23 protein-coding genes are annotated in these 20,343 nt (G+C 45.3%); 19 read left to right on the forward strand and 4 right to left on the reverse strand.

From position 1 onward, the window contains the following. Nucleotides 1-74: 74 nt before the first annotated feature. From nifK to LRQ06_RS16290, 5 genes are all read left to right on the forward strand, one after another. Nucleotides 75-1,643, forward strand: a complete 1,569-nt coding sequence (nifK, locus tag LRQ06_RS16270; RefSeq protein WP_232768100.1) for a nitrogenase molybdenum-iron protein subunit beta — start codon at nucleotides 75-77, stop codon at nucleotides 1,641-1,643. A gap of 65 nt (nucleotides 1,644-1,708) precedes the next feature. Continuing rightward, nucleotides 1,709-1,930 (forward strand): putative nitrogen fixation protein NifT, encoded by a 222-nt coding sequence (gene nifT, locus LRQ06_RS16275; protein WP_232768101.1) that lies wholly within the window; start codon nucleotides 1,709-1,711, stop codon nucleotides 1,928-1,930. A gap of 39 nt (nucleotides 1,931-1,969) precedes the next feature. Next, a complete protein-coding gene (locus LRQ06_RS16280) occupies nucleotides 1,970-2,662 on the forward strand; it encodes a NifB/NifX family molybdenum-iron cluster-binding protein (RefSeq protein WP_232768102.1) in 693 nt (230 codons plus the stop codon). 1 nt (nucleotide 2,663) lies between these two features. Then, complete coding sequence (locus LRQ06_RS16285; protein WP_232768103.1) at nucleotides 2,664-2,954, forward strand: DUF6129 family protein; 291 nt, start codon at nucleotides 2,664-2,666, stop codon at nucleotides 2,952-2,954. Between the two features lie 204 nt (nucleotides 2,955-3,158). Then, complete coding sequence (locus tag LRQ06_RS16290; RefSeq protein WP_232768104.1) at nucleotides 3,159-4,019, forward strand: mechanosensitive ion channel family protein; 861 nt, start codon at nucleotides 3,159-3,161, stop codon at nucleotides 4,017-4,019. On the opposite strand, the gene LRQ06_RS16295 is transcribed toward LRQ06_RS16290, so the two are convergent. Genes LRQ06_RS16295 through rimK form a run of 4 tightly spaced genes read right to left on the reverse strand, consistent with a single transcriptional unit; the run spans nucleotide 3,996 to nucleotide 7,728 of the window. Further along, complete coding sequence (locus tag LRQ06_RS16295) at nucleotides 3,996-5,339, reverse strand: magnesium transporter (protein WP_232768105.1); 1,344 nt, start codon at nucleotides 5,337-5,339, stop codon at nucleotides 3,996-3,998. The genes LRQ06_RS16290 and LRQ06_RS16295 overlap by 24 nt on opposite strands. Further along, nucleotides 5,339-5,794 (reverse strand): ATP-dependent zinc protease family protein, encoded by a 456-nt coding sequence (locus LRQ06_RS16300; RefSeq protein WP_232768106.1) that lies wholly within the window; start codon nucleotides 5,792-5,794, stop codon nucleotides 5,339-5,341. The genes LRQ06_RS16295 and LRQ06_RS16300 overlap by 1 nt, the downstream gene beginning before the upstream one ends. Before the next feature lie 21 nt (nucleotides 5,795-5,815). Then, nucleotides 5,816-6,823, reverse strand: a complete 1,008-nt coding sequence (locus tag LRQ06_RS16305) for a succinylglutamate desuccinylase/aspartoacylase family protein (protein WP_232768107.1) — start codon at nucleotides 6,821-6,823, stop codon at nucleotides 5,816-5,818. Then, nucleotides 6,823-7,728: a 30S ribosomal protein S6--L-glutamate ligase gene (gene rimK, locus LRQ06_RS16310; protein WP_232768108.1), complete on the reverse strand. Its 906-nt coding sequence runs from the start codon at nucleotides 7,726-7,728 to the stop codon at nucleotides 6,823-6,825. The genes LRQ06_RS16305 and rimK overlap by 1 nt, the downstream gene beginning before the upstream one ends. 221 nt (nucleotides 7,729-7,949) lie before the next feature. Between rimK and maoP the strand changes: the two genes are divergently transcribed. From maoP to modB, 14 genes are all read left to right on the forward strand, one after another. Then, nucleotides 7,950-8,237, forward strand: a complete 288-nt coding sequence (maoP, locus tag LRQ06_RS16315) for a DUF413 domain-containing protein (RefSeq protein ID WP_232769001.1) — start codon at nucleotides 7,950-7,952, stop codon at nucleotides 8,235-8,237. A 266-nt stretch (nucleotides 8,238-8,503) separates the two neighbouring features. After that, nucleotides 8,504-9,700: a type III PLP-dependent enzyme gene (locus LRQ06_RS16320; RefSeq protein WP_232768109.1), complete on the forward strand. Its 1,197-nt coding sequence runs from the start codon at nucleotides 8,504-8,506 to the stop codon at nucleotides 9,698-9,700. Nucleotides 9,701-9,990: 290 nt separating this feature from the next. After that, nucleotides 9,991-11,406 (forward strand): nitrogenase iron-molybdenum cofactor biosynthesis protein NifE, encoded by a 1,416-nt coding sequence (gene nifE / locus LRQ06_RS16325; RefSeq protein WP_232768110.1) that lies wholly within the window; start codon nucleotides 9,991-9,993, stop codon nucleotides 11,404-11,406. A gap of 18 nt (nucleotides 11,407-11,424) precedes the next feature. After that, on the forward strand, nucleotides 11,425-12,792 hold the full coding sequence (gene nifN / locus LRQ06_RS16330; RefSeq protein ID WP_232768111.1) for a nitrogenase iron-molybdenum cofactor biosynthesis protein NifN: 1,368 nt from the start codon (nucleotides 11,425-11,427) through the stop codon (nucleotides 12,790-12,792). Then, nucleotides 12,789-13,277: a NifB/NifX family molybdenum-iron cluster-binding protein gene (locus tag LRQ06_RS16335; RefSeq protein ID WP_232768112.1), complete on the forward strand. Its 489-nt coding sequence runs from the start codon at nucleotides 12,789-12,791 to the stop codon at nucleotides 13,275-13,277. The genes nifN and LRQ06_RS16335 overlap by 4 nt, the downstream gene beginning before the upstream one ends. Before the next feature lie 45 nt (nucleotides 13,278-13,322). Beyond that, nucleotides 13,323-13,616: a ferredoxin III, nif-specific gene (gene fdxB / locus LRQ06_RS16340; protein ID WP_232768113.1), complete on the forward strand. Its 294-nt coding sequence runs from the start codon at nucleotides 13,323-13,325 to the stop codon at nucleotides 13,614-13,616. A 315-nt stretch (nucleotides 13,617-13,931) separates the two neighbouring features. After that, entirely contained in the window at nucleotides 13,932-14,861 is a 930-nt protein-coding gene (gene nifU / locus LRQ06_RS16345) for a Fe-S cluster assembly protein NifU (protein WP_232768114.1), read from the forward strand. Then, on the forward strand, nucleotides 14,851-16,080 hold the full coding sequence (nifS, locus tag LRQ06_RS16350) for a cysteine desulfurase NifS (protein WP_232768115.1): 1,230 nt from the start codon (nucleotides 14,851-14,853) through the stop codon (nucleotides 16,078-16,080). The genes nifU and nifS overlap by 11 nt, the downstream gene beginning before the upstream one ends. Nucleotides 16,081-16,091: 11 nt before the next feature. Further along, nucleotides 16,092-17,240, forward strand: a complete 1,149-nt coding sequence (gene nifV, locus LRQ06_RS16355) for a homocitrate synthase (RefSeq protein WP_232768116.1) — start codon at nucleotides 16,092-16,094, stop codon at nucleotides 17,238-17,240. Further along, the gene (locus tag LRQ06_RS16360; protein ID WP_232768117.1) at nucleotides 17,241-17,525 is read left to right on the forward strand and encodes a nitrogenase-stabilizing/protective protein NifW; all 285 of its coding nucleotides are present in this window, start codon (nucleotides 17,241-17,243) and stop codon (nucleotides 17,523-17,525) included. A gap of 13 nt (nucleotides 17,526-17,538) precedes the next feature. Then, nucleotides 17,539-18,000 (forward strand): nitrogen fixation protein NifZ, encoded by a 462-nt coding sequence (locus LRQ06_RS16365; RefSeq protein ID WP_232768118.1) that lies wholly within the window; start codon nucleotides 17,539-17,541, stop codon nucleotides 17,998-18,000. Nucleotides 18,001-18,047: 47 nt separating this feature from the next. After that, nucleotides 18,048-18,920: a peptidylprolyl isomerase gene (locus LRQ06_RS16370; RefSeq protein WP_232768119.1), complete on the forward strand. Its 873-nt coding sequence runs from the start codon at nucleotides 18,048-18,050 to the stop codon at nucleotides 18,918-18,920. Then, the gene (modA, locus tag LRQ06_RS16375) at nucleotides 18,911-19,642 is read left to right on the forward strand and encodes a molybdate ABC transporter substrate-binding protein (RefSeq protein ID WP_232768120.1); all 732 of its coding nucleotides are present in this window, start codon (nucleotides 18,911-18,913) and stop codon (nucleotides 19,640-19,642) included. The genes LRQ06_RS16370 and modA overlap by 10 nt, the downstream gene beginning before the upstream one ends. 30 nt (nucleotides 19,643-19,672) lie before the next feature. Further along, entirely contained in the window at nucleotides 19,673-20,338 is a 666-nt protein-coding gene (gene modB / locus LRQ06_RS16380) for a molybdate ABC transporter permease subunit (protein ID WP_232768121.1), read from the forward strand. The last annotated feature ends 5 nt before the right edge of the window (nucleotides 20,339-20,343 follow it).

A 20,343-nucleotide genomic window follows, 5' to 3' on the forward strand; every position in this document is an offset into this window, starting at 1 on the left:
GAGTTGGAAAGGATTTCCAATTAATTTAACCGAGCCGGAAGTTCACAGATGAGTGGCACGGCAGGAGAAGACTCATGACTCAAAAAGTTGATGATATTAAAACTGGTTATAAGCTGTTCCAGCAACCAGAGTATCAAACGTTATTCAAGAGAAAAGATGCGTTTGAATATGCAGTAGACGAAGCGAAAGTTAAGGAAACGTTTGAGTGGACAACCACCGAAGAGTACAAAGAACTTAACTTTGCCCGTAAACATATTACGATTGACCCGGCCAAAGCGTGTCAGCCTCTTGGGGCGGTCTTATGCTCGCTTGGTTTTGAAAAAACTTTGCCATATGTTCATGGCTCTCAGGGCTGTGTCGCTTATTTCAGAACCTACTTTAACCGTCATTTTAAAGAGCCGGTGGCTTGTGTTTCTGACTCAATGACCGAAGACGCGGCAGTATTTGGTGGTCAGGGAAATATGTTCCAGGGTTTAGAAAACGCCTATGCGCTGTATAAACCTGAAGTGATTGCCGTTTCGACAACCTGTATGGCGGAGGTTATCGGTGATGACCTGAGTGCCTTTATTGGTAACGCAAAAGCAAAAGGTCATCTGCCACAAGAGGTTCCGACCCCGTTTGCACATACGCCGAGCTTTGTCGGTAGTCATGTGACCGGCTGGGATAACATGATGGAAGGTATCCTGAGTTATTTCACTAAATCATCCATGGAAGATAAAACGCCGGGTAGTAATGGCAAAATAAATATTATTCCCGGTTTTGAAACTTACCTGGGTAATTATCGGGTTATCAAGAGAATGCTGGACGAAATGGACGTTGATTATTCGTTCCTGTCTGATCCGTCCGAAGTTCTGGATACGCCGGCAGATGGTGAATATCGTATGTATTCCGGCGGTACGCCTCTCTCTGAAGTGAAAGATGCGCCAAATGCAAGTGCGACTCTGCTACTGCAACAAAACCAGTTGGTGAAAACGAAAAAATTCATTGAAGGTACCTGGAAACAGGATGTTCCTAAGCTGAACATCCCGATGGGACTTGAATGGACAGATGACTTTGTCATGAAAGTTGCTGAGTTAACCGGAAAGCCAATCCCTGAATCCCTCACTAAAGAACGTGGACGTTTAGTGGATATGATTACCGATTCACATACCTGGTTACATGGAGTCAAAGTGTCTCTGTACGGAGACCCGGACTATTTATTCGGTATGTGTAAATTCCTGACCGAACTGGGCTGCGACATTAAGCATGTATTCTGCCATAACGCCAACAAGCGTTGGAGAAAACAAATGGAAGCTCAGCTTGCTGAAACGCCATATGGTGCAGAAGCTCAGGTGTTTGTTGGTAAAGACTTATGGCACCTGCGTTCATTAATGTTTACTGAAAAACCGGATCTATTGATTGGTAACTCGTACGGTAAATTTATCGAACGCGATACCTTAGCGAAAGGACCTGAGTTTGAAGTCCCGTTGGTGAGAATCGGATTCCCGATTTTTGACCGTCACCACCTCCATCGTAATGCGACGTTAGGTTACGAAGGCGCGATGTATGTCCTGACCACACTGGTAAATGAAGTGTTGGCGAAAGTGGATCGCGAAACTATCGAGCTTGGTTCAACCGATCTTGGATTTGATTTAGTTCGCTAGCATATATCAGGCTGATACATTGGTATCAGCCTGTTTTTCAGACAATTGCAAGGATGGAACAGGTTATGGCTAATGTGATGATTCAGTACAATGAATTGGGGAAGTTGTCGTTATATCTGGCAAAGAAGGATTTAGAAGAAGAAATTACCCACTTTGAATTTGATGATGACGACAAATGGGGCGGTGAAGTGCATTTAGCGGGTGGTGCGATTTATTACATCGATCCGATGGACGAAAAGCCCAGACTGCCCATAACGGTCAGGGCGAAACGGTTACAGGCGGCTTAACTGACATAGCCAGACTCTCTCATGGAAGGAGGTAATGTGATGCAATCATCTTTAATTTCACAGGAAGCGGCATTACGGGTAGCCATTGCCAGCCGCTTACTACCAAATATTGAACTGAGTTCACTGTTGGGCTTGTTGATTCAGCACCTGGGTGAGCCACTTTCTGAAGCCAAATTAGTTGGCCTTTCTCCTAAAGCATTTCGGGTGATGGTGGGCTCCCTCGGGGACGGGCCAACCCGCAAAGAGGTGACCAGTGCACTGGCGGTTTTAACCAACCCGGAAGCAAGCGATGTCGGTGCACCGGAAGTTAAGTCAGCGCCACCATTAACCGGACCTAAGCTCAGAGTGGCGATCACTTCTAATCAGGGTGAAATGATCAACGGTCATTATGGGTCCTGTATGAGAGTGCTTATTTACGAAGTGAATCACGAAACGCATCAGCTTATTGATGTCCGTGAAATAAAATCGGATCTGAAAGGGGAAGGACGGGCCATTTATATGGTTGACCTGATCAGAGATTGTCAGATTTTGTTCACTTTATCCATTGGCGGTCCGGCAGCAGCCAGAGTGACCCGGGCCGATGTGCATCCGATTAAGAAAACGACCCCGGTCTCTGCTGATGTGGCACTGTCGGAGTTATCGGATGTGATCAAATATAAGGCCCCACCGTGGTTAAGGAAAGTGATGGGGCTGGAGCCGGAGCATCATATTGTTCCTGAGATGGAGTATTAAGATGCGGGATATTCAGTCAGGTTGTGTTAATGAAGCGCAGATTGAGGCCATTGGTGTGTGGATAGAAGCCAATCAATGCCAGTCTGAGCCGGATTTAAAACCATTAAAAGAACAATACCCGAATCTCGTTTTTACTGTGTGCTCTGAAGATGATACAGGGTTTCACGAACCTTTCCGTTCCTTTTCATTTTTTGACCTTTTTCTTGCAGCACACAGTGTCAGTGGTTGTAGTTCACTGACTCAGTATGTAGAAAGTTGCTCGGGTCTTGTTATTGCGCTTCACGAAGAGTGAAGCGCCTTTTTTTGTTCGTCACCACATTCTTTTTTTCAATTTAAATAAATCGAAAGATAATAAAAATTTATTATTGAAAGCATAAAAATAATTCGCCATCTACTCAGGAATATAGGTGTGTTATCGCGTGACAGATAGCCACTTTGACCTATAATTGCCGCTTGGTTCTACCCCTAATTCATGTGTGAAAGAAGAGTGCTGGTCATGGTTATTTCTGATATTTCTATTCCTCCAAAAGTTGTGCTAACCATTATCCTGATTGTTGGGGTATGGATTATTAAAGCGGTTTGGATTGCCGTCATCCGAAGAACCAACCGTCCTCTGGAAGAACGTCAAAAGAACTGGATCAGTGTGGCCAGAAATCTTAGTAACCTGGGCGTTGCGATTGGTATTGCTTTTGTCTGGTTATCAGAGTTGCAAAATTTTGCTATTTCGGTCGCGGCGTTTACCGTGGCGATTGTTATTGCGACTAAAGAACTGCTGCAATGCTTATTAGGTTTTTTTACATGGGTAATGAATCGTCCGTTCCGTGTTGGCGACTGGATAAAAATTAATGAACAGTACGGTGAAGTAGCGGATATAGACTGGATCAAATTTCGTCTCTTGGAAGTAGATTTTGAAAACGGCTACAGTTATACAGGCCGCTCTATTACTATTATGAATAGTGCCTTACTGACTCAACCAGTCATTAGCCTGAATTTTATGCGTCGCTATGTCATGCATAAATTTTCCATCTACCGAGATAACAGTGTGAATCTTTTTGAGCTTCGTGACCCGATAACTCAAACAATAAATGAGTTAATTCTTCCGTTTAAGGACGTAGCTTCCCGTTATTCCAGCTTGATCAGTAAAAGATTAGAAATTGAGGCTACGTCAATCGAGCCATTTATTGACATACACACATCGGATCTGACACATCAGGTTATTTCCATTACCATTTTTTGTCCTACGGAAGAGGCGCACCTTTTAGAACAAAAAATAACCGAATGTTTTATGAAACTGTGGTACAAAAAGGTGAACACGTTTAATTCAGATAAAAGCTTAAATGAGGAAAATGGCGCCTAAACCCAAAAAAACAATGAAACCGATGACATCTGTGACGGTTGTCAGCACGACAGATCCTGCTACTGCAGGGTCTATCCGGAATTTCTTAAGAACAAATGGAATGAGTGTTCCGGACAGGGCGGCGGCCAGGCTGTTAACCGCAATAGCACAAAACATAATGATCGCCAATGGCAATGAGTTAAACAGGTAGTAAACAATACAACCAATTGCCAATCCCATGACACTGCCGTTTATTATTGCGATTTTTAACTCTTTATTGACCAGCAGCTTTAAGTTGCTTTTATGCAAATGGTTTAAAGCGATCCCCCGTAGAGACACTGCCAGTGTCTGACTTCCGGCAATACCACCCATGCTGGCAACCACTGGCATGAGAATTGCAAGTGCGACAACCTGTTCTACAACATTATCAAATATGCCTATAATGGCGGAGGCTGCAAAAGCTGTGATGAGGTTTATGACTAGCCACAATGCTCTCAGACGAGTTGCAAGACTTAGTGGAGTAAATAAATCTTCTTCACTTTTAACATTTTCCTGTACGATAGCCTGAAGGCTGAGTTCGCGTAGTGTTTGTGCAATCGTTGCCATGGATATTATCCCCATGACTTTTCCACTACTTAGTACCGGATACCACAGATTATTGGTGTCAATTGAGACTTGTTTACTGACGTCATAAATGCTTTGGGTATCGTCTAAAATAGGCGTTAATGTAATCAGAGACGTCAGTTTTACATCGTTCTCATACCTTAGAAGTACATCCGGAGTTATGATTCCGACAATGCCGGTTGAGTTAATCACAATGATCAGGCGTATTGGGTTGTCCGCTCTTTTCATAATTTCATTTTTTATCCGGCCTACACTGTTTTTTGTGTTTGCAACCAGAAAAGATGATTCTGCATAGCGGCCAATCTGGTCATCACTGTAAGACAGTGCCTGCTGGATATGTGCTATGGTTTCTTCGCTTTGTGTTAGAAGGTATTCGTCAACAAAATCAGCAGGTAAAAAATCTGAGAATGTGATGACATCGTTTTCGGTGATCAACGATAATCGGTGACTCGCCAGATCTTCTGGTAATGAAGTGTGTATGTGTTTGGCGGTTTCATATTTTAATAAGGTGAGGATTGACCAGTATTTATCAGCCGAAATTGCTTCTATTATTGAACGACGGTAAGGAATATTGACCGATTCCAGAATATTGGCAATTTCCGCATCCTGACATGTCTGGAGAAAACTTAGGTCTTCACTTGTTTCTATGGCATTGATGAACTCAGCCAGTAACTCAGGACTGTTTTCGGTGATTTGCTGCTGATTAAAATCTGTCATCACTCTTTTCCCTGATCTGATTGTTGTGATGCTTCAACCAAAGTAAACGCTCTGCTCGGGTCAACATAAACCCTATCTCCCATACCTTCTCGTCCGAGAAGCATCAGATAACTCATTTCCTGACGGTTGGTAAGCGTAATTTCAATTGGCCACGTTTGATCTCCAATGCCGAATATAGTTTGAATAACATACCGTTGCTCGGATTCTCCGTTAGAGGATTTGATTTTTCTGCAGTCAACCACAGGTGCTGAGCATTTTACCGCTTGCTCAACATTGTAAATATCTGGATGAAGGTCAAATTCTACGTAGAGCTTGCCTTTTTTTCTGAACTTTCGGATGTTATCAACGTGTAAAGAGGATGTTTTTGCACCGGTATCCACACGTACTTCTAATTCAAAAATACCCAGTTCGGGCAAATTACATAATTCAAGGTTTCCTATAATCAGTCTATTCATTAAGTTCGGATCTCTTGTGTGTCAGGTGAGTATTGTTTCTTGCATTAATTCAATGTGTTCCGCCACCGTATTTTCATCTTTACCAAAATAGGCGATATGGAATAAAGCATCGCCTTCTTGAACTAAGGGAATTTTCTGTTTACCAATTACGATTCCTGAACGTGTTGAGATAACGGTTTGAATCAGATCGCCAAGCGGAGAGTTGATTTCAGCTAAAATTTGTCCTTTTTCCACTTGTTCTCCAAGGTGTGTAAACTCGTTGACAAACCCACTTCCTGCCGCCCGAATCCATTCGCTTTTATTGGCAACAAATGGCTCTATCTTTCTTTTTTTACTGCGATGTTTTCGTAATAACCCCAGGTTCATCAATATATTTTTGACACCTCTCACTCCCGCCTGAATAGACAGCTCGTCAAATCTTAATGCTTCTCCGGCTTCATAAAGCAGAATTCGGGTGCCTTTTTCTGTCGCGGCTTCACGCAGCGAACCATCTCTCAGAACCGAATTAATCAGTACAGGAACACCAAAAACTTCCGCCAGATTGAGTGTTTTTTCATCGCTTAAATTTGCTCTGATTTGTGGCAGGTTCGATCTGTGTATTGCGCCAGTATGCAGATCGATTCCGTAGTCACAATGCCGGACAATATTCGTCATGAATTTATTAGCAAGTCTGGCTGCAAGAGATCCTTTTAATGACCCCGGAAAACTACGATTTAAATCTCTTCTGTCTGGTAAATATCGGCTTTGGTTTAACACTCCATACACATTCACCATCGGAACTAAAATAAGCGTACCTCTGATGACATTTAAATTAAGCTGTATCAATCGCCGTATAATCTCGATACCGTTAAGTTCATCACCATGTACGGCGGCACTGACAAATACTGTCGGTCCTTTTTTCTCCGCTCGTTGAACATGAACGGGAATGGATAATTCGGTGTCGGTATAAAGCCTTGCTACGGGGATGTCAATCTGACACTTTTCGCCTGGTTTGATATCCACATCAGCAATTGACAGAGTATCTGACATCAGCCTTTCCCTCGCGTTTTATTCGCATTGGGTTTGGCGCTTTTTTCGATGAAGTCGTAGATCATTCCGGCGACGTCTTTGCCTGTCGCAGTTTCAATTCCCTCCAGACCCGGGGATGAATTCACTTCCATAACGACAGGCCCTCTGTTGGATTGAAGAATGTCAACGCCACATAAATTCAGTCCCATTGCCTTGGCGGCATTAATTGCGGTAAGTCGCTCTTCTTTGGTCAGACGGACGAGCTGAGCGCTTCCTCCCCGATGTAAGTTGGAACGAAATTCACCATCCTCCGCCTGCCGTTTCATTGCGGCGATCACTTTATTACCGACGACAAAACAGCGGATATCTGCTCCACCGGCTTCTTTTATAAACTCCTGTACCAGAATATTCGCTTTTAACCCCATAAACGCTTCTATAACGCTTTCTGCCGCTTTATTGGTTTCTGCAAGAACAACACCGATACCCTGTGTCCCTTCCAGTAATTTAATGACCAGAGGTGCACCACCGACATTTCGGATTAAATCTTGAATTTTGTCGGGTTTGCTTGCGAATCCGGTTCTTGGCAATCCGATTCCCTTGCGGGAGAGTAATTGCAGAGAGCGGAGTTTATCCCTTGATCGGCTAATGGCGATGGACTCATTGACACAAAATGTTCCCATCATTTCAAACTGGCGAACAACGGCAGTACCGTAGAAGGTGATCGAAGAGCCAATTCGCGGGATAACCGCATCATATTGAGGCAACTCTTTTCCCTGATAACGTACTTTAGGATTATTGCTGGTGATATCCATATAGCAATGCAAGGTATCGATAATATCAATCTGATGCCCTTTTGCTTCGCCGGCTTCTTTCAAACGGCGTGTTGAATATAGTGATTCATTTCTGGATAAGATGGCAATTCGCATGAATTTTCCAGTTATATGAGAATAAGTTTGGTGTGAACTTAGTTGTAATATTTATTCTTTGAAAGAAAAAAAATTTTATCTTTACGATAAAAAATATTTCTCAGTTAATATTAATTAATAGTTGATAAATTAATTTTGTCGACGGGAATAATTTAATTAATTGGATATGTTTCCATTTACTTGTTATTTAACAGTAAGGATTTAATGAGTTAGTGAAGATAATGGATCATATTTGTTTACGTATGGGGAAAAACCATTTTGAAGATAGGGAAAACTTTCCCGATGGATTTGTTGAGTCCGGTTTTTTTTCTGATATGGAAGAGGATATTTTGATTTATTGGGGGGAAACCATGTATCGATTGGAAATCGGTGATATTTACCCTGAAAATGAAGAAGAAGAGCATTTTGTCAGAATGCTGGATAAACCTGAAATTGCTAATTCTATTTTAGAAAGAACATGGCTTAAGTACAGGCGTCATATTAATTATTTTTTAGAATCAGGTCATTAAGTATTTGTAATGAGTCCGGCTATTTTTTCTTTTAGAAAAATTTAAATTAAATTTAAAAATGATACATTTTTTCTTGCACGGATAATCATCTGAGATTAATATCCGCCTGCTTCTTGATGATAGCCAATCCGAGTACATCACAGGCTGTTTGTGACAAGGCAATAGAGCAACTATCCAAGAGTGACTTTGACTGCGGTAATCAGGCCGCGCTTATTGACGCTCAACTTTTCATAACAGTGAAAAGTGATTTACTCTGGGAGGGCTTTATGGCACAGACAGCGTTAGACTATTCCGTTTTTTCAAAACCTTATTCTTCTTTGAGCTTAAAAGAAAGGCAATGGGTTAAGTCGTCTGCCAGTCAGTATGGCACACCGTTGCTGCTACTGGATTGCAATATTGTCAGACAACAATACCGGGCGTTAAGCGCGGCTTTACCGGGTGTTATTTTACATTTCGCGTTAAAACCCTTACCGCATGAATCGGTTGTCCGCTCGCTGTTAGAAGAGGGTGCAAATTTTGATTTAGCCTCGACCGGTGAAATCGACTTGGTTGCGTCATTAGGCGTGCCTCCGGAACAAACTATTCATACCCATCCGATTAAGAAAGATAAAGATATTCAGGATGCGTTGTCCTATGGATGCAATGTGTTTGTGGTTGATAATATAAATGAACTGGAAAAGTTTATTCCATACCGGGATCGGGTTCAGATACTGATTCGCCTGAGTTTCAGAAATGCTGATGTATTTGCTGATTTGTCAAAGAAATTCGGATGTCAGTCTGATGATGCGATCCGAATTATGTTTCGGGCAAAAGCTCTGGGTATTTATATCAAAGGTCTTTCATTTCATGTGGGTTCTCAGACAATGAATCCCAAGAAGTATGTTGAAGCAATAAATGCATGTAATGCATTAATGCAACGGGTAGTATCAATTGGGTTGCCTGCATTGAGTACACTGGATATCGGGGGTGGCTTCCCGGTTTGTTATTCAAAAGAGGTGATGCCTATTGATGAATTTTGTCGTCCCATTAATCAGGCGTTGTCACAACTTCCGGAAACCGTCATGGTCTTAGCTGAGCCCGGACGTTTTATTGTGGCGCCATCGGTGATGAGTATTGCGTCCGTCGTTGGTCAGGCACAAAGAGAGGGTAAACACTGGTATTATCTTGATGACGGTATTTATGGTTCTTTCAGTGGGTTGATGTTTGATGATGCCGACTATCCAATCGTGTCACTCAGGGAAGGCATAAAAAACTATCCCAGTGTATTAGCCGGTCCGACCTGCGATAGTATTGATGTGATTTCGGAAAATATTTTGCTACCCAAGCTGAAGAATGGAGACCTTATTGTTAGCCGGATGATGGGGGCTTATACCAGTGCAACTTCTACGGATTTTAATTTCATTAAAAGAGCTCAGACTATAGTGTTAAATGAGCAGAAAGGTGATGAAATACAGGTAGTATAATTCATCGGGTCTGAATTACTCCGGGAAAATGAGAGCAAAAAGGACGCTTTTTGCTCTTTTCGAATCACCTGCCTGATTTTTTCTGATTGAGTTGAAACATGATCATCCCGGACACCAAAAACTCTGCGCGTTTTCTTTTGTCTGCTTTTTGTCGTATTTATGACAATACCTTGTTAGGAATTCCATTTTTATAATTAAATATTATTATTTATCAGGTTGTTATGAGTGGCTTATTCTTTGCAGTATTGTTCTTGTTCAGAGGGAATGACGGGAAAAGTGCTGGAGGCGCTATGAAACGATCTGATATCAAACTATTGCAGGATGAACCGGCATGCGAGCACAACAAAGGCAACAAAAGTGGGTGTAGCCGCGCCAAACCCGGGGCAACCGCAGGTGGATGTACTTTTGATGGCGCACAAATCAGCTTATTGCCCATTGCCGATGTCGGCCATATTGTACATGGCCCTATCGGATGTGCGGGCAATACCTGGAATAACCGGGGAACAAGAGCTCTGGGAAAAAACTTATTCCGTTACGGATTTACTACTGATCTGAATGAACAGGACGTTATCATGGGGCGGGCAGAAAAACGTCTGTTGCATGCTATTAAACAACTGATTACCGAACATCAGCCACCGGCTGTTTTTGTCTATATGACCTGTGTTCCCGCACTGGAAGGCAATGATATCGAGGCAATTTGTGCTCTGGCTCAGGAGAAGTGGGGCATTCCGGTGATTGCGGTGGATGCGGCAGGTTTCTATGGCAATAAAAACCTTGGAAACCGGATCGCGGGGAGTGTCATGGTCGATAAGGTCGTCGGCACGGCGGAGCCACCGGAGAAACCCAGAATGGGACATGATCCCAGCCGGCATGTTCACGATATTGTGTTTATTGGTGAATACAATATTTGCGGTGAGTTCTGGCATGTGTCCCCGTTATTTGAAGAATTAGGTATGCGGGTTTTGTGTTGCCTTGCCGGGGATACCCAGTTTCATCAGATTCAGACGATGCACCGGGCGGATGCGGCCATGGTGGTGTGTTCACGTGCTCAGGTTAATGTGGCCCGCCAGTTAAAAGAGCAATGGGGTGTTCCCTGGTTTGAAGGCAGTTTTTATGGCATTGAAGATACCTCTGCGGCATTACGGTCATTTGCCGAAATTATCGGTGATCCTAAGTTAACAGAAGAAACAGAAGCCCTGATTGAAAGGGAAGAAACCAAAACCCGGCAGTTGCTGGAACCTTATCGCAAATTGCTTGAAGGGAAGAAAGCCCTTTTGTATTCAGGGGGTGTGAAATCCTGGTCTGTGATTACGGCACTGGCTGAATTAGGTATTGAGGTCGTCGCAACCGGGACGAAAAAATCGACGCAGTCTGATAAAAAACGAATCATGGACATTATGGGTGAAAATGCTCTGATGCTCGATGAAGGCGGAGCCAGACAACTTCTGGATACTTACTATCAGTATGATGCCGATATCTTTATTGCCGGTGGACGGAATATGTATACGGCGGTGAAAGCGAAAATTCCGTTTCTTGATGTTAACCAGGAACGGCATCATCCTTACGCCGGTTATAAGGGAATGATTGTGTTTGCGCAAGAACTGTGCCGGACAATCAACAGCCCTATCTGGAAAGCGATCCGCAGTGATGCACCCTGGGAAGCCGGAGAACAACCGGTTGATTTAACCGTAACCAATGCCGGTTAACCGGAGGGAGAATCTATTATGGTCACCGTCAGAAAACAAAATAAACCTTTGGTTTCCCAGCCTCTGAAAGCCAGTCCTGCTGCGGGTGCAACATTAGCCAGTATGGGATTTCAGGGAACCATCCCATTGATGCATGGTGCTCAGGGGTGTGGGGCATTCATTAAAATATTTCTTATTCAGCATCTGCGTGAGGCCATGCCCATTCAGAATACTGCCATTGATCATGTTTCTGCTGTGATGGGGGGAGATGAGAATCTGTACGAGGCTCTGACGTTGCTGTGTGAAAAGCATGCACCGGAGATGATCGCACTGTTTACTTCCGGACTGACGGAAATGCAGGGAACAGATATCTACCGGATCGTAGCGGATTTTAAAAAAGACCATCCACAGTTCAGTGCCATTCGTATTGTGTATATGCATACGCCGGACTTTATCGGGTCAATGCAAACCGGTTACGTACAGGCGGTCGACTGCATTATCCGTCAACTGGTGGCGGAACCGTCTGAGCGTCATACGCAACGAAAACAGGTGAATGTTCTGTGCTCAGTCGGGTGTACATCGGCAGATGTTGAAACCTTACGGCGGTATACGGACGCCTTTGATCTGAATGCGATTTTTGTCCCAGATTTATCGTTGTCTCTTGACGGGCATTTAGACAAAAAAGATTTTTCTCCGACCAGTATGGGCGGCACGTCAGTCCTTGAGGTCGAAATGATGTCCGAAAGCGATCTGACCATTGTGGTCGGCCCTTCATTTGAAGCGACAGCAAAATGGCTTAAGACTCGTTTTCACATTCCGTATCTTAATATTGGTATGGGAATGACAATGGAACAGACCGATGAATTGATCATGGCCTTGTCACAACTGAGTGAACAGCCGGTTCCGGCATGGATAACCCGGGCCAGAGAGCGTCTGCAGGATGCGATGGTCGACAGTCATTTTTTATTGTCCAATGAACGGTTTTGTATTGCGCTTGAACCGGATTTAGCATCCGGTTATTGCCAGTTATTAAGCAGTATGGGGAGTACGGTCACTCAGGTGGTCACCACGGTTGACGCGGCAGTGTTGGAAACTTTGCCTGCATTGCGCGTTGATATTGGAGATTTATCGACCATCGATATGAAAGAGTCCGGTGCTCAGTTGTTGATTAGTAACACCCATGCCGCACACATATTTGAGCCGGATTATCCGGTATTGCGTGCCGGATATCCCTGCCATGATCAGTTCGGTAATATGGATTTCAGACAAGTTGGTTATGAAGGCTGCCGGGAACGGTTGTTTACCATGGCTAATCATTTGCTCCGTCATCATGTTGATGAAGTTTCTCCTCACGTCAGCCAGTACCGTTTTGAAGCGGATGAGGTTGTTAAGAAGGGGGCGGCATGAAAATCAGTGAACGCAAACTGCATATTGAGCCCGGCCCGGGAGAGGATGATTTTGCCCTGAAAGTGGCGTTCGCGACTTACAGCAGAAAACGGGTGGATCAGCATTTTGGCAGTTGTAAAACCATGTTGGTTTATGGGGTAAGTGTAGAAGGATGGCACCTGATGGAAGCCATTGAATATGCAGAATTATCGGCGACAACACACGATAAACTGCCAACCCGGATTGCGGATCTGTCCGGATGTTCGGCGGTTTTTTGCAATGCCTGTGGCGCTTCTGCCATTCGTCAGCTTTTGGAAAAGAACATTCATCCGGTCAAAGTGGTTGAAGGTAGTGGTATTCATGAACTGCTGGTGGATATAAAGGAAGAACTGAACAGTGAGCCGACCGGATGGCTGGCAAGAGCGATTAAACAGAAAGAGAAAACAGAAGAACCGGAAGTGAAGAAAGCTCAGCGGCTTTCACAACTGATGGATGAAGACTGGTAAACCCGGAATAACAAATCAGATATATGACTGAAGGGAAGCAATGGTATGAGTAATATTAAAAGCCTGACCCGTGGAGGCGAAGAATGGGAACCGCAATTTATACAGGAGATCAATCAGGACGATTGTATTGGCTGTGGCCGGTGTTATAAGGTGTGTTCGAGAGATGTGTTTAACCTCATAGAAAAAGAGGCTGATGAAGATGATGACGATGATTATTATGATGACGATGAAGTCATGATGGTCATGACCATAGAAAATGAAAATGACTGCATAGGCTGCATGGCCTGTAGTAAGGTCTGTCCTAAAAACTGTCAGACGTTCTCTCCGGCAACATCATGATATTAAAGTAATTTTAAGGATGGCCCGGTGCCATCCTTTTCTGTATTCGTCTGTTATCCGACAATTTGTTATGTGACAATCATGGCATAAAACCGACAAAATGTTGGATTGATATGTAAGTAAATAACGCACAAAGAACGTTATTCCCACTCAACTCAATGACTTACCTCACATTTTTAAAGCTGGCTTAACAATTGCAGACGTAATTTAACAACGTTGTTACATGCCGAGAAATTTACCCGGTTGACGATCCAGAAAACCGACACGGAAGGATTCGATTCATGAGCGTCGGTCTGCACATGGTAAGGAGCACTTATGTGGGATTATTCAGAGAAAGTCAAAGAACATTTTTTTCATCCGAGAAACGCCAAATTGGTTGAAGATGCCAATGCAAAAGGCGATGTGGGGTCAATTAGTTGTGGCGATGCCCTGAGTCTGACGTTAAAAATTAACCCGGATTCAGAAGTGATAGAAGATGCCGGATTTCAGACATTTGGTTGTGGTAGTGCCATTGCGTCTTCTTCTGCGTTAACCGAAATGATCATTGGTAAGACCGTCGACGACGCGTTAGCGGTAACGAATAATGATATTGCCGAATTTTTAGATGGGTTGCCCCCCGAAAAAATGCATTGTTCCGTGATGGGAATGGAAGCGTTACATGCGGCAGTCGCTGATTACCGGGGCGAAGACGTGGATGATGACCATGAGGAAGGGGAACTGATTTGCAAGTGCTTTGCGGTTGATGACCTGATGATTAAACGGGTGGTGAAAGCCAATAACCTGACCACGCTGGATGAAGTGATTAATTACACCAAAGCCGGTGGTGCCTGTACATCCTGTCATGAAAAAATTGAATGGGTTCTGGAAGACTGTCTGGCTGAGATGGCGGCGGAAGCGGAGTCTTCTGTGATTCTGGCGGCAGAGCAATCTGAGACAGTGGCTCAGATTAAGACAAAGTCAGTGGCCGAAAAAGCCGATGACGGTGTCTGGGCTATTGTGGAAAAAGTCATTGATGAAGTCCGTCCGGCTGTGCTTGCCGATGGCGGTGAAATTAAGCTGGTCGATATTGAAGATAATATTGTGTTTATTTCGCTTACCGGCACTTGTACCGGCTGTGGTCTGGCGGGGCTGACACTGGCTAACGTTGAACATAAAGTGTCAAAAGCCCTGGGCGAGGCGGTAACGGTATTCCCGGTACAGGAAGCTCCGGAAGAGAGCAAAAAGGAGGCAACTTATGATGCCTGATACACAAACTGCCGGATCCATGGTTTATCTGGACAACAATGCAACGACCCGTGTTGATCCCCGGGTTCTGGATGTGATGATTCCTTATCTGGGCGAATTTTATGGTAATCCGTCTTCTATTCATAAGTTGGGTGCACGGGTTGGTCAGGCAATGGAAATTGCCCGCGAACAGGTACAACTGCTGATTGGTGCTCAGTATGCCAGCGAAATCATTTTTACGTCCTGCGCGACAGAAGCCACGACGACGGCGATTTTGTCGGCCGTTGAAGCGTTCCCTCATAAGAAGGAGATCATTACTTCTCAGGTTGAGCATCCGGCGACATTACAGCTTTGCCAGCACCTGGAGCGCAAAGGCTATCGCATTCACTGGATCAGCGTTGACAGAAAAGGCCGGTTGAATCTTGCTGAATATGAAGCAGCACTGAATGAGAATGTTGCTATTGTGTCTCTGATGTGGGCCAACAATGAAACCGGAACCTTATTCCCGATTGAAAAACTGGCCCGTATGGCGAAAAAAGCCGGGGTTCAGTTCCATGTTGATGCCGTACAGGTGGCGGGGAAATATCCCATTGATGTAAACACCACCGATGTGGATATGTTGTCGATTTCCGGACACAAGTTTCATGCACCGAAAGGCATCGGAGTGCTGTACGTCAAACGGGGTACCCGGTTCCGTCCTCTGTTACGCGGCGGACATCAGGAACGTGGCCGCCGGGCCGGGACTGAAAATGCGGCTTCCGTGATCGCACTGGGGAAAGCGGCTGAGCTGGCATACTATGCTCTCGATAGTGAAGTACACCGTATTAAACTGTTACGTGACAGGCTGGAACAGGGGTTACTTGCCCGTATTCCGAATACGTTTATCACCGGTAATCCGGCGGACCGGGTACCGAATACCACCAATATTGCTGTGGAATACGTAGAAGGGGAGGCGTTGCTTTTATTGCTCAATCAGGCCGGTATTGCGGCGTCTTCCGGTTCGGCATGTACGTCGGGTTCACTGGAACCGTCACATGTGATGAAAGCCATGCAAATACCGTTTACGGCAGCCCACGGCACATTGCGTTTTTCTTTATCCCGTTTTACCAAAGATGAAGACATTGACCATGTCCTGAATACGTTGCCGGAGATAGTGACCCGATTGAGAATGTTATCGCCATACTGGGATAACGAAACGAATCAGGGTTCTGCTGAGGTCTTTGCACCAAGTTATGCATAGGAGGACATCGTATGGCTTATGTCACAGGTGCATTGCCGGCGGTGGTTCTGAATGATACGACGCTGCGGGATGGTGAACAGAGCCCCGGTGTCGGTTTCTCTCAGGATGAAAAAGTGCATATCGCACTGATGCTGGAGTCTGCGGGTATTCAGGAGCTGGAAGTTGGAATACCCGCGATGGGAGAGAGAGAACGGGCGACAATACAGGCTATCACCGGTTCATTAACCAGTGCTGATACGATGGCCTGGTGCCGGATGACAGAGAAAGATATTCACCTGGCATCCGGCCTTGGTCTCGACTGGCTTGACCTGTCTGTTCCGGTTTCTGACCAGCAGATAAAGAGCAAGCTGAACATCTCACTGAAGAAATTGCTGGAACGTTGTGAGGAAAATATTAAACGGGCAATGGATAACGGTTTTTCAGTCTGTCTCGGAATGGAAGATGCGTCACGGGCTGACCCGGATATCCTTTACCGGGTTGTAGACATTGCTCAGCTGGCCGGAGCAAAACGGGTTCGTTTTGCAGATACGTTGGGCATCCTTGACCCCATCTCTACCTATCAGAAAGTGGTGGATTTGAAACTGCAGAGCGATTTGCAGGTAGAAATGCACGCGCATAACGATCTCGGTCTGGCGACGGCCAATACGCTGGCTGCCATTGATGCCGGCGCTTACAGTGTTAATACTACAGTGACGGGACTGGGAGAACGGGCGGGTAATGCGGCACTGGAAGAGGTCGCTGTGGCGTTGAAGGTGTTGAATAAATCGGAAACCGATGTCGATCTCTCAAAAATACCGGCACTTTGCCATTATCTGCACATTGTTTCCGGACGGACACTTTCACCTCAGAAAGCCATTGTGGGGGCTTATGCGTTTACCCATGAATCCGGTATTCATATCGATGGTTTATTAAAAGATGTGAATAACTATCAGAGTTTTTCCCCTTCTCTGATTGGCCGGGAGCACCACTTTGTGTTGGGTAAACATTCCGGTCTGCACGCTATTAATGCGATTTACCGGGAAATGGGCATCGTACTGACCCGCTCTCAGTGTGAGCATGTCCGGGACGCATTGAGAGAATGGTCCGAAACCTGTAAACGGGTTCCGGGTAATGATGACCTGATGTCATTTGTCGAACAACAAGATGTCGTAGGAGGGTGAATGGACGTCACTTTATCCGGAGACTTCATGGCTGATATCGAAGCGTTATCGACAGCGGAAGATTTCCTTGATTATTTCAAAATTCCCTATGATCCGAAGCTGGTTCAGATCAAACGGGTTCAGCTCCTGAGAATGTATCAGAAGTTGCTGCCGGAAGAGTCGGGTCCGCCTCAGTATGAACGCTATAAGCAGGCCTTATGTACGGCTTACAGGCAGATTTCGCTGGGGCGGGAACTGGCCTTTGAAGCCGGTGGATGTAACGGCTGCACGGAGTGCTCGGACTAAAAGGGAGAAAGACATGGAAGGAACAGGAAAGGTCAGGTTTGAATCCGGAGAAGAAGTCCGGGTTATCCGTAATGTCAGAAACGACGGCAGTTTTACTGAGCTGGATAAGGGTGGATTACTGGTTGAAGCCGGAAGCCTCGGGATTGTGCGAACCTATGGGTATTTTCTTCAGACACAGATTATTTTTCAGATCTTTTTTCCGGATGTGAACCGTGTTATCGGGATCCGGGATACAGAACTGATACCCGCCGGGGTACCATGGATTCCACGTATGTTCAACGCATTTGATAAGGCAAAGCTGACCCGCAGTCTGGCTATGGACGGCGAAATCATTGCTCAGAAAGGCGACATTGTTGAAATTCAGCGTTCACTGCGGGATCTGGAAAACGGGGCACTGAAGTATGAAGTGGAACTGGCTTCTCTGAGGTTTCAGCTGGATGCCGGCGTTTTTGTGCAACCTGAATGTCAGGCGTAGGAACGAAACCGTAACACAGGGGAAACGGATAAAAAAGGAGAGACATCATGGATGATCAGAAGAAACGCTATCTGATGGCAAAAATATCGACGGAAACCTACCAGCTCAACCCGGAATACCTTTCAGCAATGCAGCGCTCGGAAGTGGAAGAAAAAGTACAGAATATGTCCATGATTCAGACGCTGATACTGTCTTCCGGTGAAGCCGAAACCATTGAGCCGGTCCGGTCGGGGGAATTGGATAAAGCGTTTAAAGAATGCATCGATAACTACCCGTCAAAGGCTGACTTTAAACATGCTCTGGCTTCTCAGCATCTGACGGTTGACGGGCTGAGACAATCTTTGCGGGATCAACTGATGTGTGACCGCGTCTTAGACGAAGTGGTCTCCGACATACCGCCGCTGGACATCGACAAAGCCCGGTTGTACTACCAGAAACACCGGTTGGAGTTTTCCCGTTCAACAACCTGGGAAATGAGTCAGATTCTTATCACCATCAATGATGAATACGAAGAAAACACCCGGGTAAATGCCTTAAAGAGAATCGGTGATATTTACGAGAAAGTGCTGTCAAAATCGTTTGAGCAGTATGCCGTCCGTTATTCAGAATGCCCGAGTGCCATGAACAATGGGTATCTGGGATGGTGTGAGGAAGGCAAACTTTACCCTCAGATTACAGATGCTCTCTATCTTCTGGAACCTCATCAAATAAGCCACCCCATTGAAACCGAAATCGGATTCCATCTCGTTCAGTATCGTCAGAAAAAAGAAGCCAAAGTGGCGACGTTTGAGGAGGTCTGGCCATTTCTGCAGGAGAAACACAAAGCCAGAGCCAGAAATTATTTACAGAAACAGTGGATCAATCAATTAATTAATCAGAGTAAAAACCGAATGATGAAGGACAAAATAGTATGCGATTAAGGATAATTGCCGGGTTGGTTACCGCCATCATCGCAGGTGGCGTTCAGGCGGAAACGGCAATGGTCGCCGTTGCGAATAACTTTTTCGGCCCGATGAAAGCACTGAATCAGGATTTTAGCAAAGTGACACCGGATTCGCTTGAAATCAGTACCGGGTCGACGGGGCAGTTGTATGCCCAGATTATTAACGGAGCACCGTTTGATCTGTTTTTTGCTGCCGACAAAGCCAGGCCGGAGAAACTCACTGCGGCCGGAAAAGGGTTTCACGAGTTTACTTATGCCCGGGGCACGCTGGTACTCTGGTCTGAAAAAGCGGGAATAACATTAACGGATATGCTGAAAAACAGCGCCTTTTCTCATCTGGCTATCGCTAACCCGAAACTGGCGCCTTATGGCTTAGCCGCGAAACAGTCCCTGACCAAAATGAACCTCTGGAATCAGGTCAGCGACAAACTGGTGATGGGCAAAGGACTGAACCCGACGTACCAGTACATTGTGACCGATAATGCGGAACTGGGATTTATTGCCAAATCTCAGGTGTATAAAAACGGCCGGTATAAAACCGGATCGTACTGGGAAGTTCCGATTGCCGATTACGACGAGATCCGGCAGGATGCAGTAACGTTAGCGTCGGGGAAAGATAATAAAGTGGTCAAAGCGTTTCTGGATTACCTGAAAACGGATCGCGCTCAGGCGATCATCAAAAGTTACGGTTATCAGTAAATACCGACAAATCGTCCGGAGAGCAGAACAATGGTTGACTGGCTTGTGGTAACAACAACGCTGAAACTGGCATTATTGGTTACGTTTGCTTTGCTGTTGGTCGGTGTGCCAATCAGCTGGTGGTTAAGTGTTACGAAACGACCTTTCCGTGGGGCTGTGGAAGCACTGTGCTCTTTACCTATGGTTTTGCCGCCGACGGTTCTGGGGTTTTATCTTCTTATTTTGCTTGGGCCGAACGGTTCGGTCGGGCAGGCACTGAATTATGTGGGTATCGGTCAGTTGCCTTTCTCATTTTCGGGGATAGCGCTGGCCTGTACGATTCATTCTCTTCCTTTTGTGATTCAGCCTTTAAAAAACGCGTTTGTTGCCATTGGTCGTCAGCCGATGGAAGTGGCGGCGACATTAAGAGCTGCGCCACTGGATACGTTCTTCCATGTCACTTTACCCCTTGCCTGGCCGGGTGTTTTCTCTGCGGCGATCATGGGTTTTTGTCATACACTTGGCGAGTTTGGTGTCGTGCTGATGATTGGCGGTAACATTCCCGGAAAGACCCGGGTCATGTCCGTTGAAATCTATAACTATGTAGAGGCGCTTGAATTCGGAAAAGCGCATATTCTGGCCGGGGGACTGGTTACCTTTTCCTTTGCGTCGCTGCTTATTATGTACTGGATGAATAATCGCTACCGGTTTAGCTAAGGATC

Origin of the sequence: Vibrio salinus, assembly GCF_021272385.1 — a bacterium.
Classification (GTDB): domain Bacteria; phylum Pseudomonadota; class Gammaproteobacteria; order Enterobacterales; family Vibrionaceae; genus Vibrio; species Vibrio salinus.

Bases quoted from the DNA above. Each gene is read 5' to 3' on its own strand.
- nifK (WP_232768100.1), top strand. From the start codon at position 75: ATGACTCAAAAAGTTGATGATATTAAAACTGGTTATAAGCTGTTCCAG.
- nifT (WP_232768101.1), top strand. From the start codon at position 1,709: ATGGCTAATGTGATGATTCAGTACAATGAATTGGGGAAGTTGTCGTTA.
- LRQ06_RS16280 (WP_232768102.1), top strand. From the start codon at position 1,970: ATGCAATCATCTTTAATTTCACAGGAAGCGGCATTACGGGTAGCCATT.
- LRQ06_RS16285 (WP_232768103.1), top strand. From the start codon at position 2,664: ATGCGGGATATTCAGTCAGGTTGTGTTAATGAAGCGCAGATTGAGGCC.
- LRQ06_RS16290 (WP_232768104.1), top strand. From the start codon at position 3,159: ATGGTTATTTCTGATATTTCTATTCCTCCAAAAGTTGTGCTAACCATT.
- LRQ06_RS16295 (WP_232768105.1), bottom strand. From the start codon at position 5,339: ATGACAGATTTTAATCAGCAGCAAATCACCGAAAACAGTCCTGAGTTA.
- LRQ06_RS16300 (WP_232768106.1), bottom strand. From the start codon at position 5,794: ATGAATAGACTGATTATAGGAAACCTTGAATTATGTAATTTGCCCGAA.
- LRQ06_RS16305 (WP_232768107.1), bottom strand. From the start codon at position 6,823: ATGTCAGATACTCTGTCAATTGCTGATGTGGATATCAAACCAGGCGAA.
- rimK (WP_232768108.1), bottom strand. From the start codon at position 7,728: ATGCGAATTGCCATCTTATCCAGAAATGAATCACTATATTCAACACGC.
- maoP (WP_232769001.1), top strand. From the start codon at position 7,950: ATGGATCATATTTGTTTACGTATGGGGAAAAACCATTTTGAAGATAGG.
- LRQ06_RS16320 (WP_232768109.1), top strand. From the start codon at position 8,504: ATGGCACAGACAGCGTTAGACTATTCCGTTTTTTCAAAACCTTATTCT.
- nifE (WP_232768110.1), top strand. From the start codon at position 9,991: ATGAAACGATCTGATATCAAACTATTGCAGGATGAACCGGCATGCGAG.
- nifN (WP_232768111.1), top strand. From the start codon at position 11,425: ATGGTCACCGTCAGAAAACAAAATAAACCTTTGGTTTCCCAGCCTCTG.
- LRQ06_RS16335 (WP_232768112.1), top strand. From the start codon at position 12,789: ATGAAAATCAGTGAACGCAAACTGCATATTGAGCCCGGCCCGGGAGAG.
- fdxB (WP_232768113.1), top strand. From the start codon at position 13,323: ATGAGTAATATTAAAAGCCTGACCCGTGGAGGCGAAGAATGGGAACCG.
- nifU (WP_232768114.1), top strand. From the start codon at position 13,932: ATGTGGGATTATTCAGAGAAAGTCAAAGAACATTTTTTTCATCCGAGA.
- nifS (WP_232768115.1), top strand. From the start codon at position 14,851: ATGATGCCTGATACACAAACTGCCGGATCCATGGTTTATCTGGACAAC.
- nifV (WP_232768116.1), top strand. From the start codon at position 16,092: ATGGCTTATGTCACAGGTGCATTGCCGGCGGTGGTTCTGAATGATACG.
- LRQ06_RS16360 (WP_232768117.1), top strand. From the start codon at position 17,241: ATGGACGTCACTTTATCCGGAGACTTCATGGCTGATATCGAAGCGTTA.
- LRQ06_RS16365 (WP_232768118.1), top strand. From the start codon at position 17,539: ATGGAAGGAACAGGAAAGGTCAGGTTTGAATCCGGAGAAGAAGTCCGG.
- LRQ06_RS16370 (WP_232768119.1), top strand. From the start codon at position 18,048: ATGGATGATCAGAAGAAACGCTATCTGATGGCAAAAATATCGACGGAA.
- modA (WP_232768120.1), top strand. From the start codon at position 18,911: ATGCGATTAAGGATAATTGCCGGGTTGGTTACCGCCATCATCGCAGGT.
- modB (WP_232768121.1), top strand. From the start codon at position 19,673: ATGGTTGACTGGCTTGTGGTAACAACAACGCTGAAACTGGCATTATTG.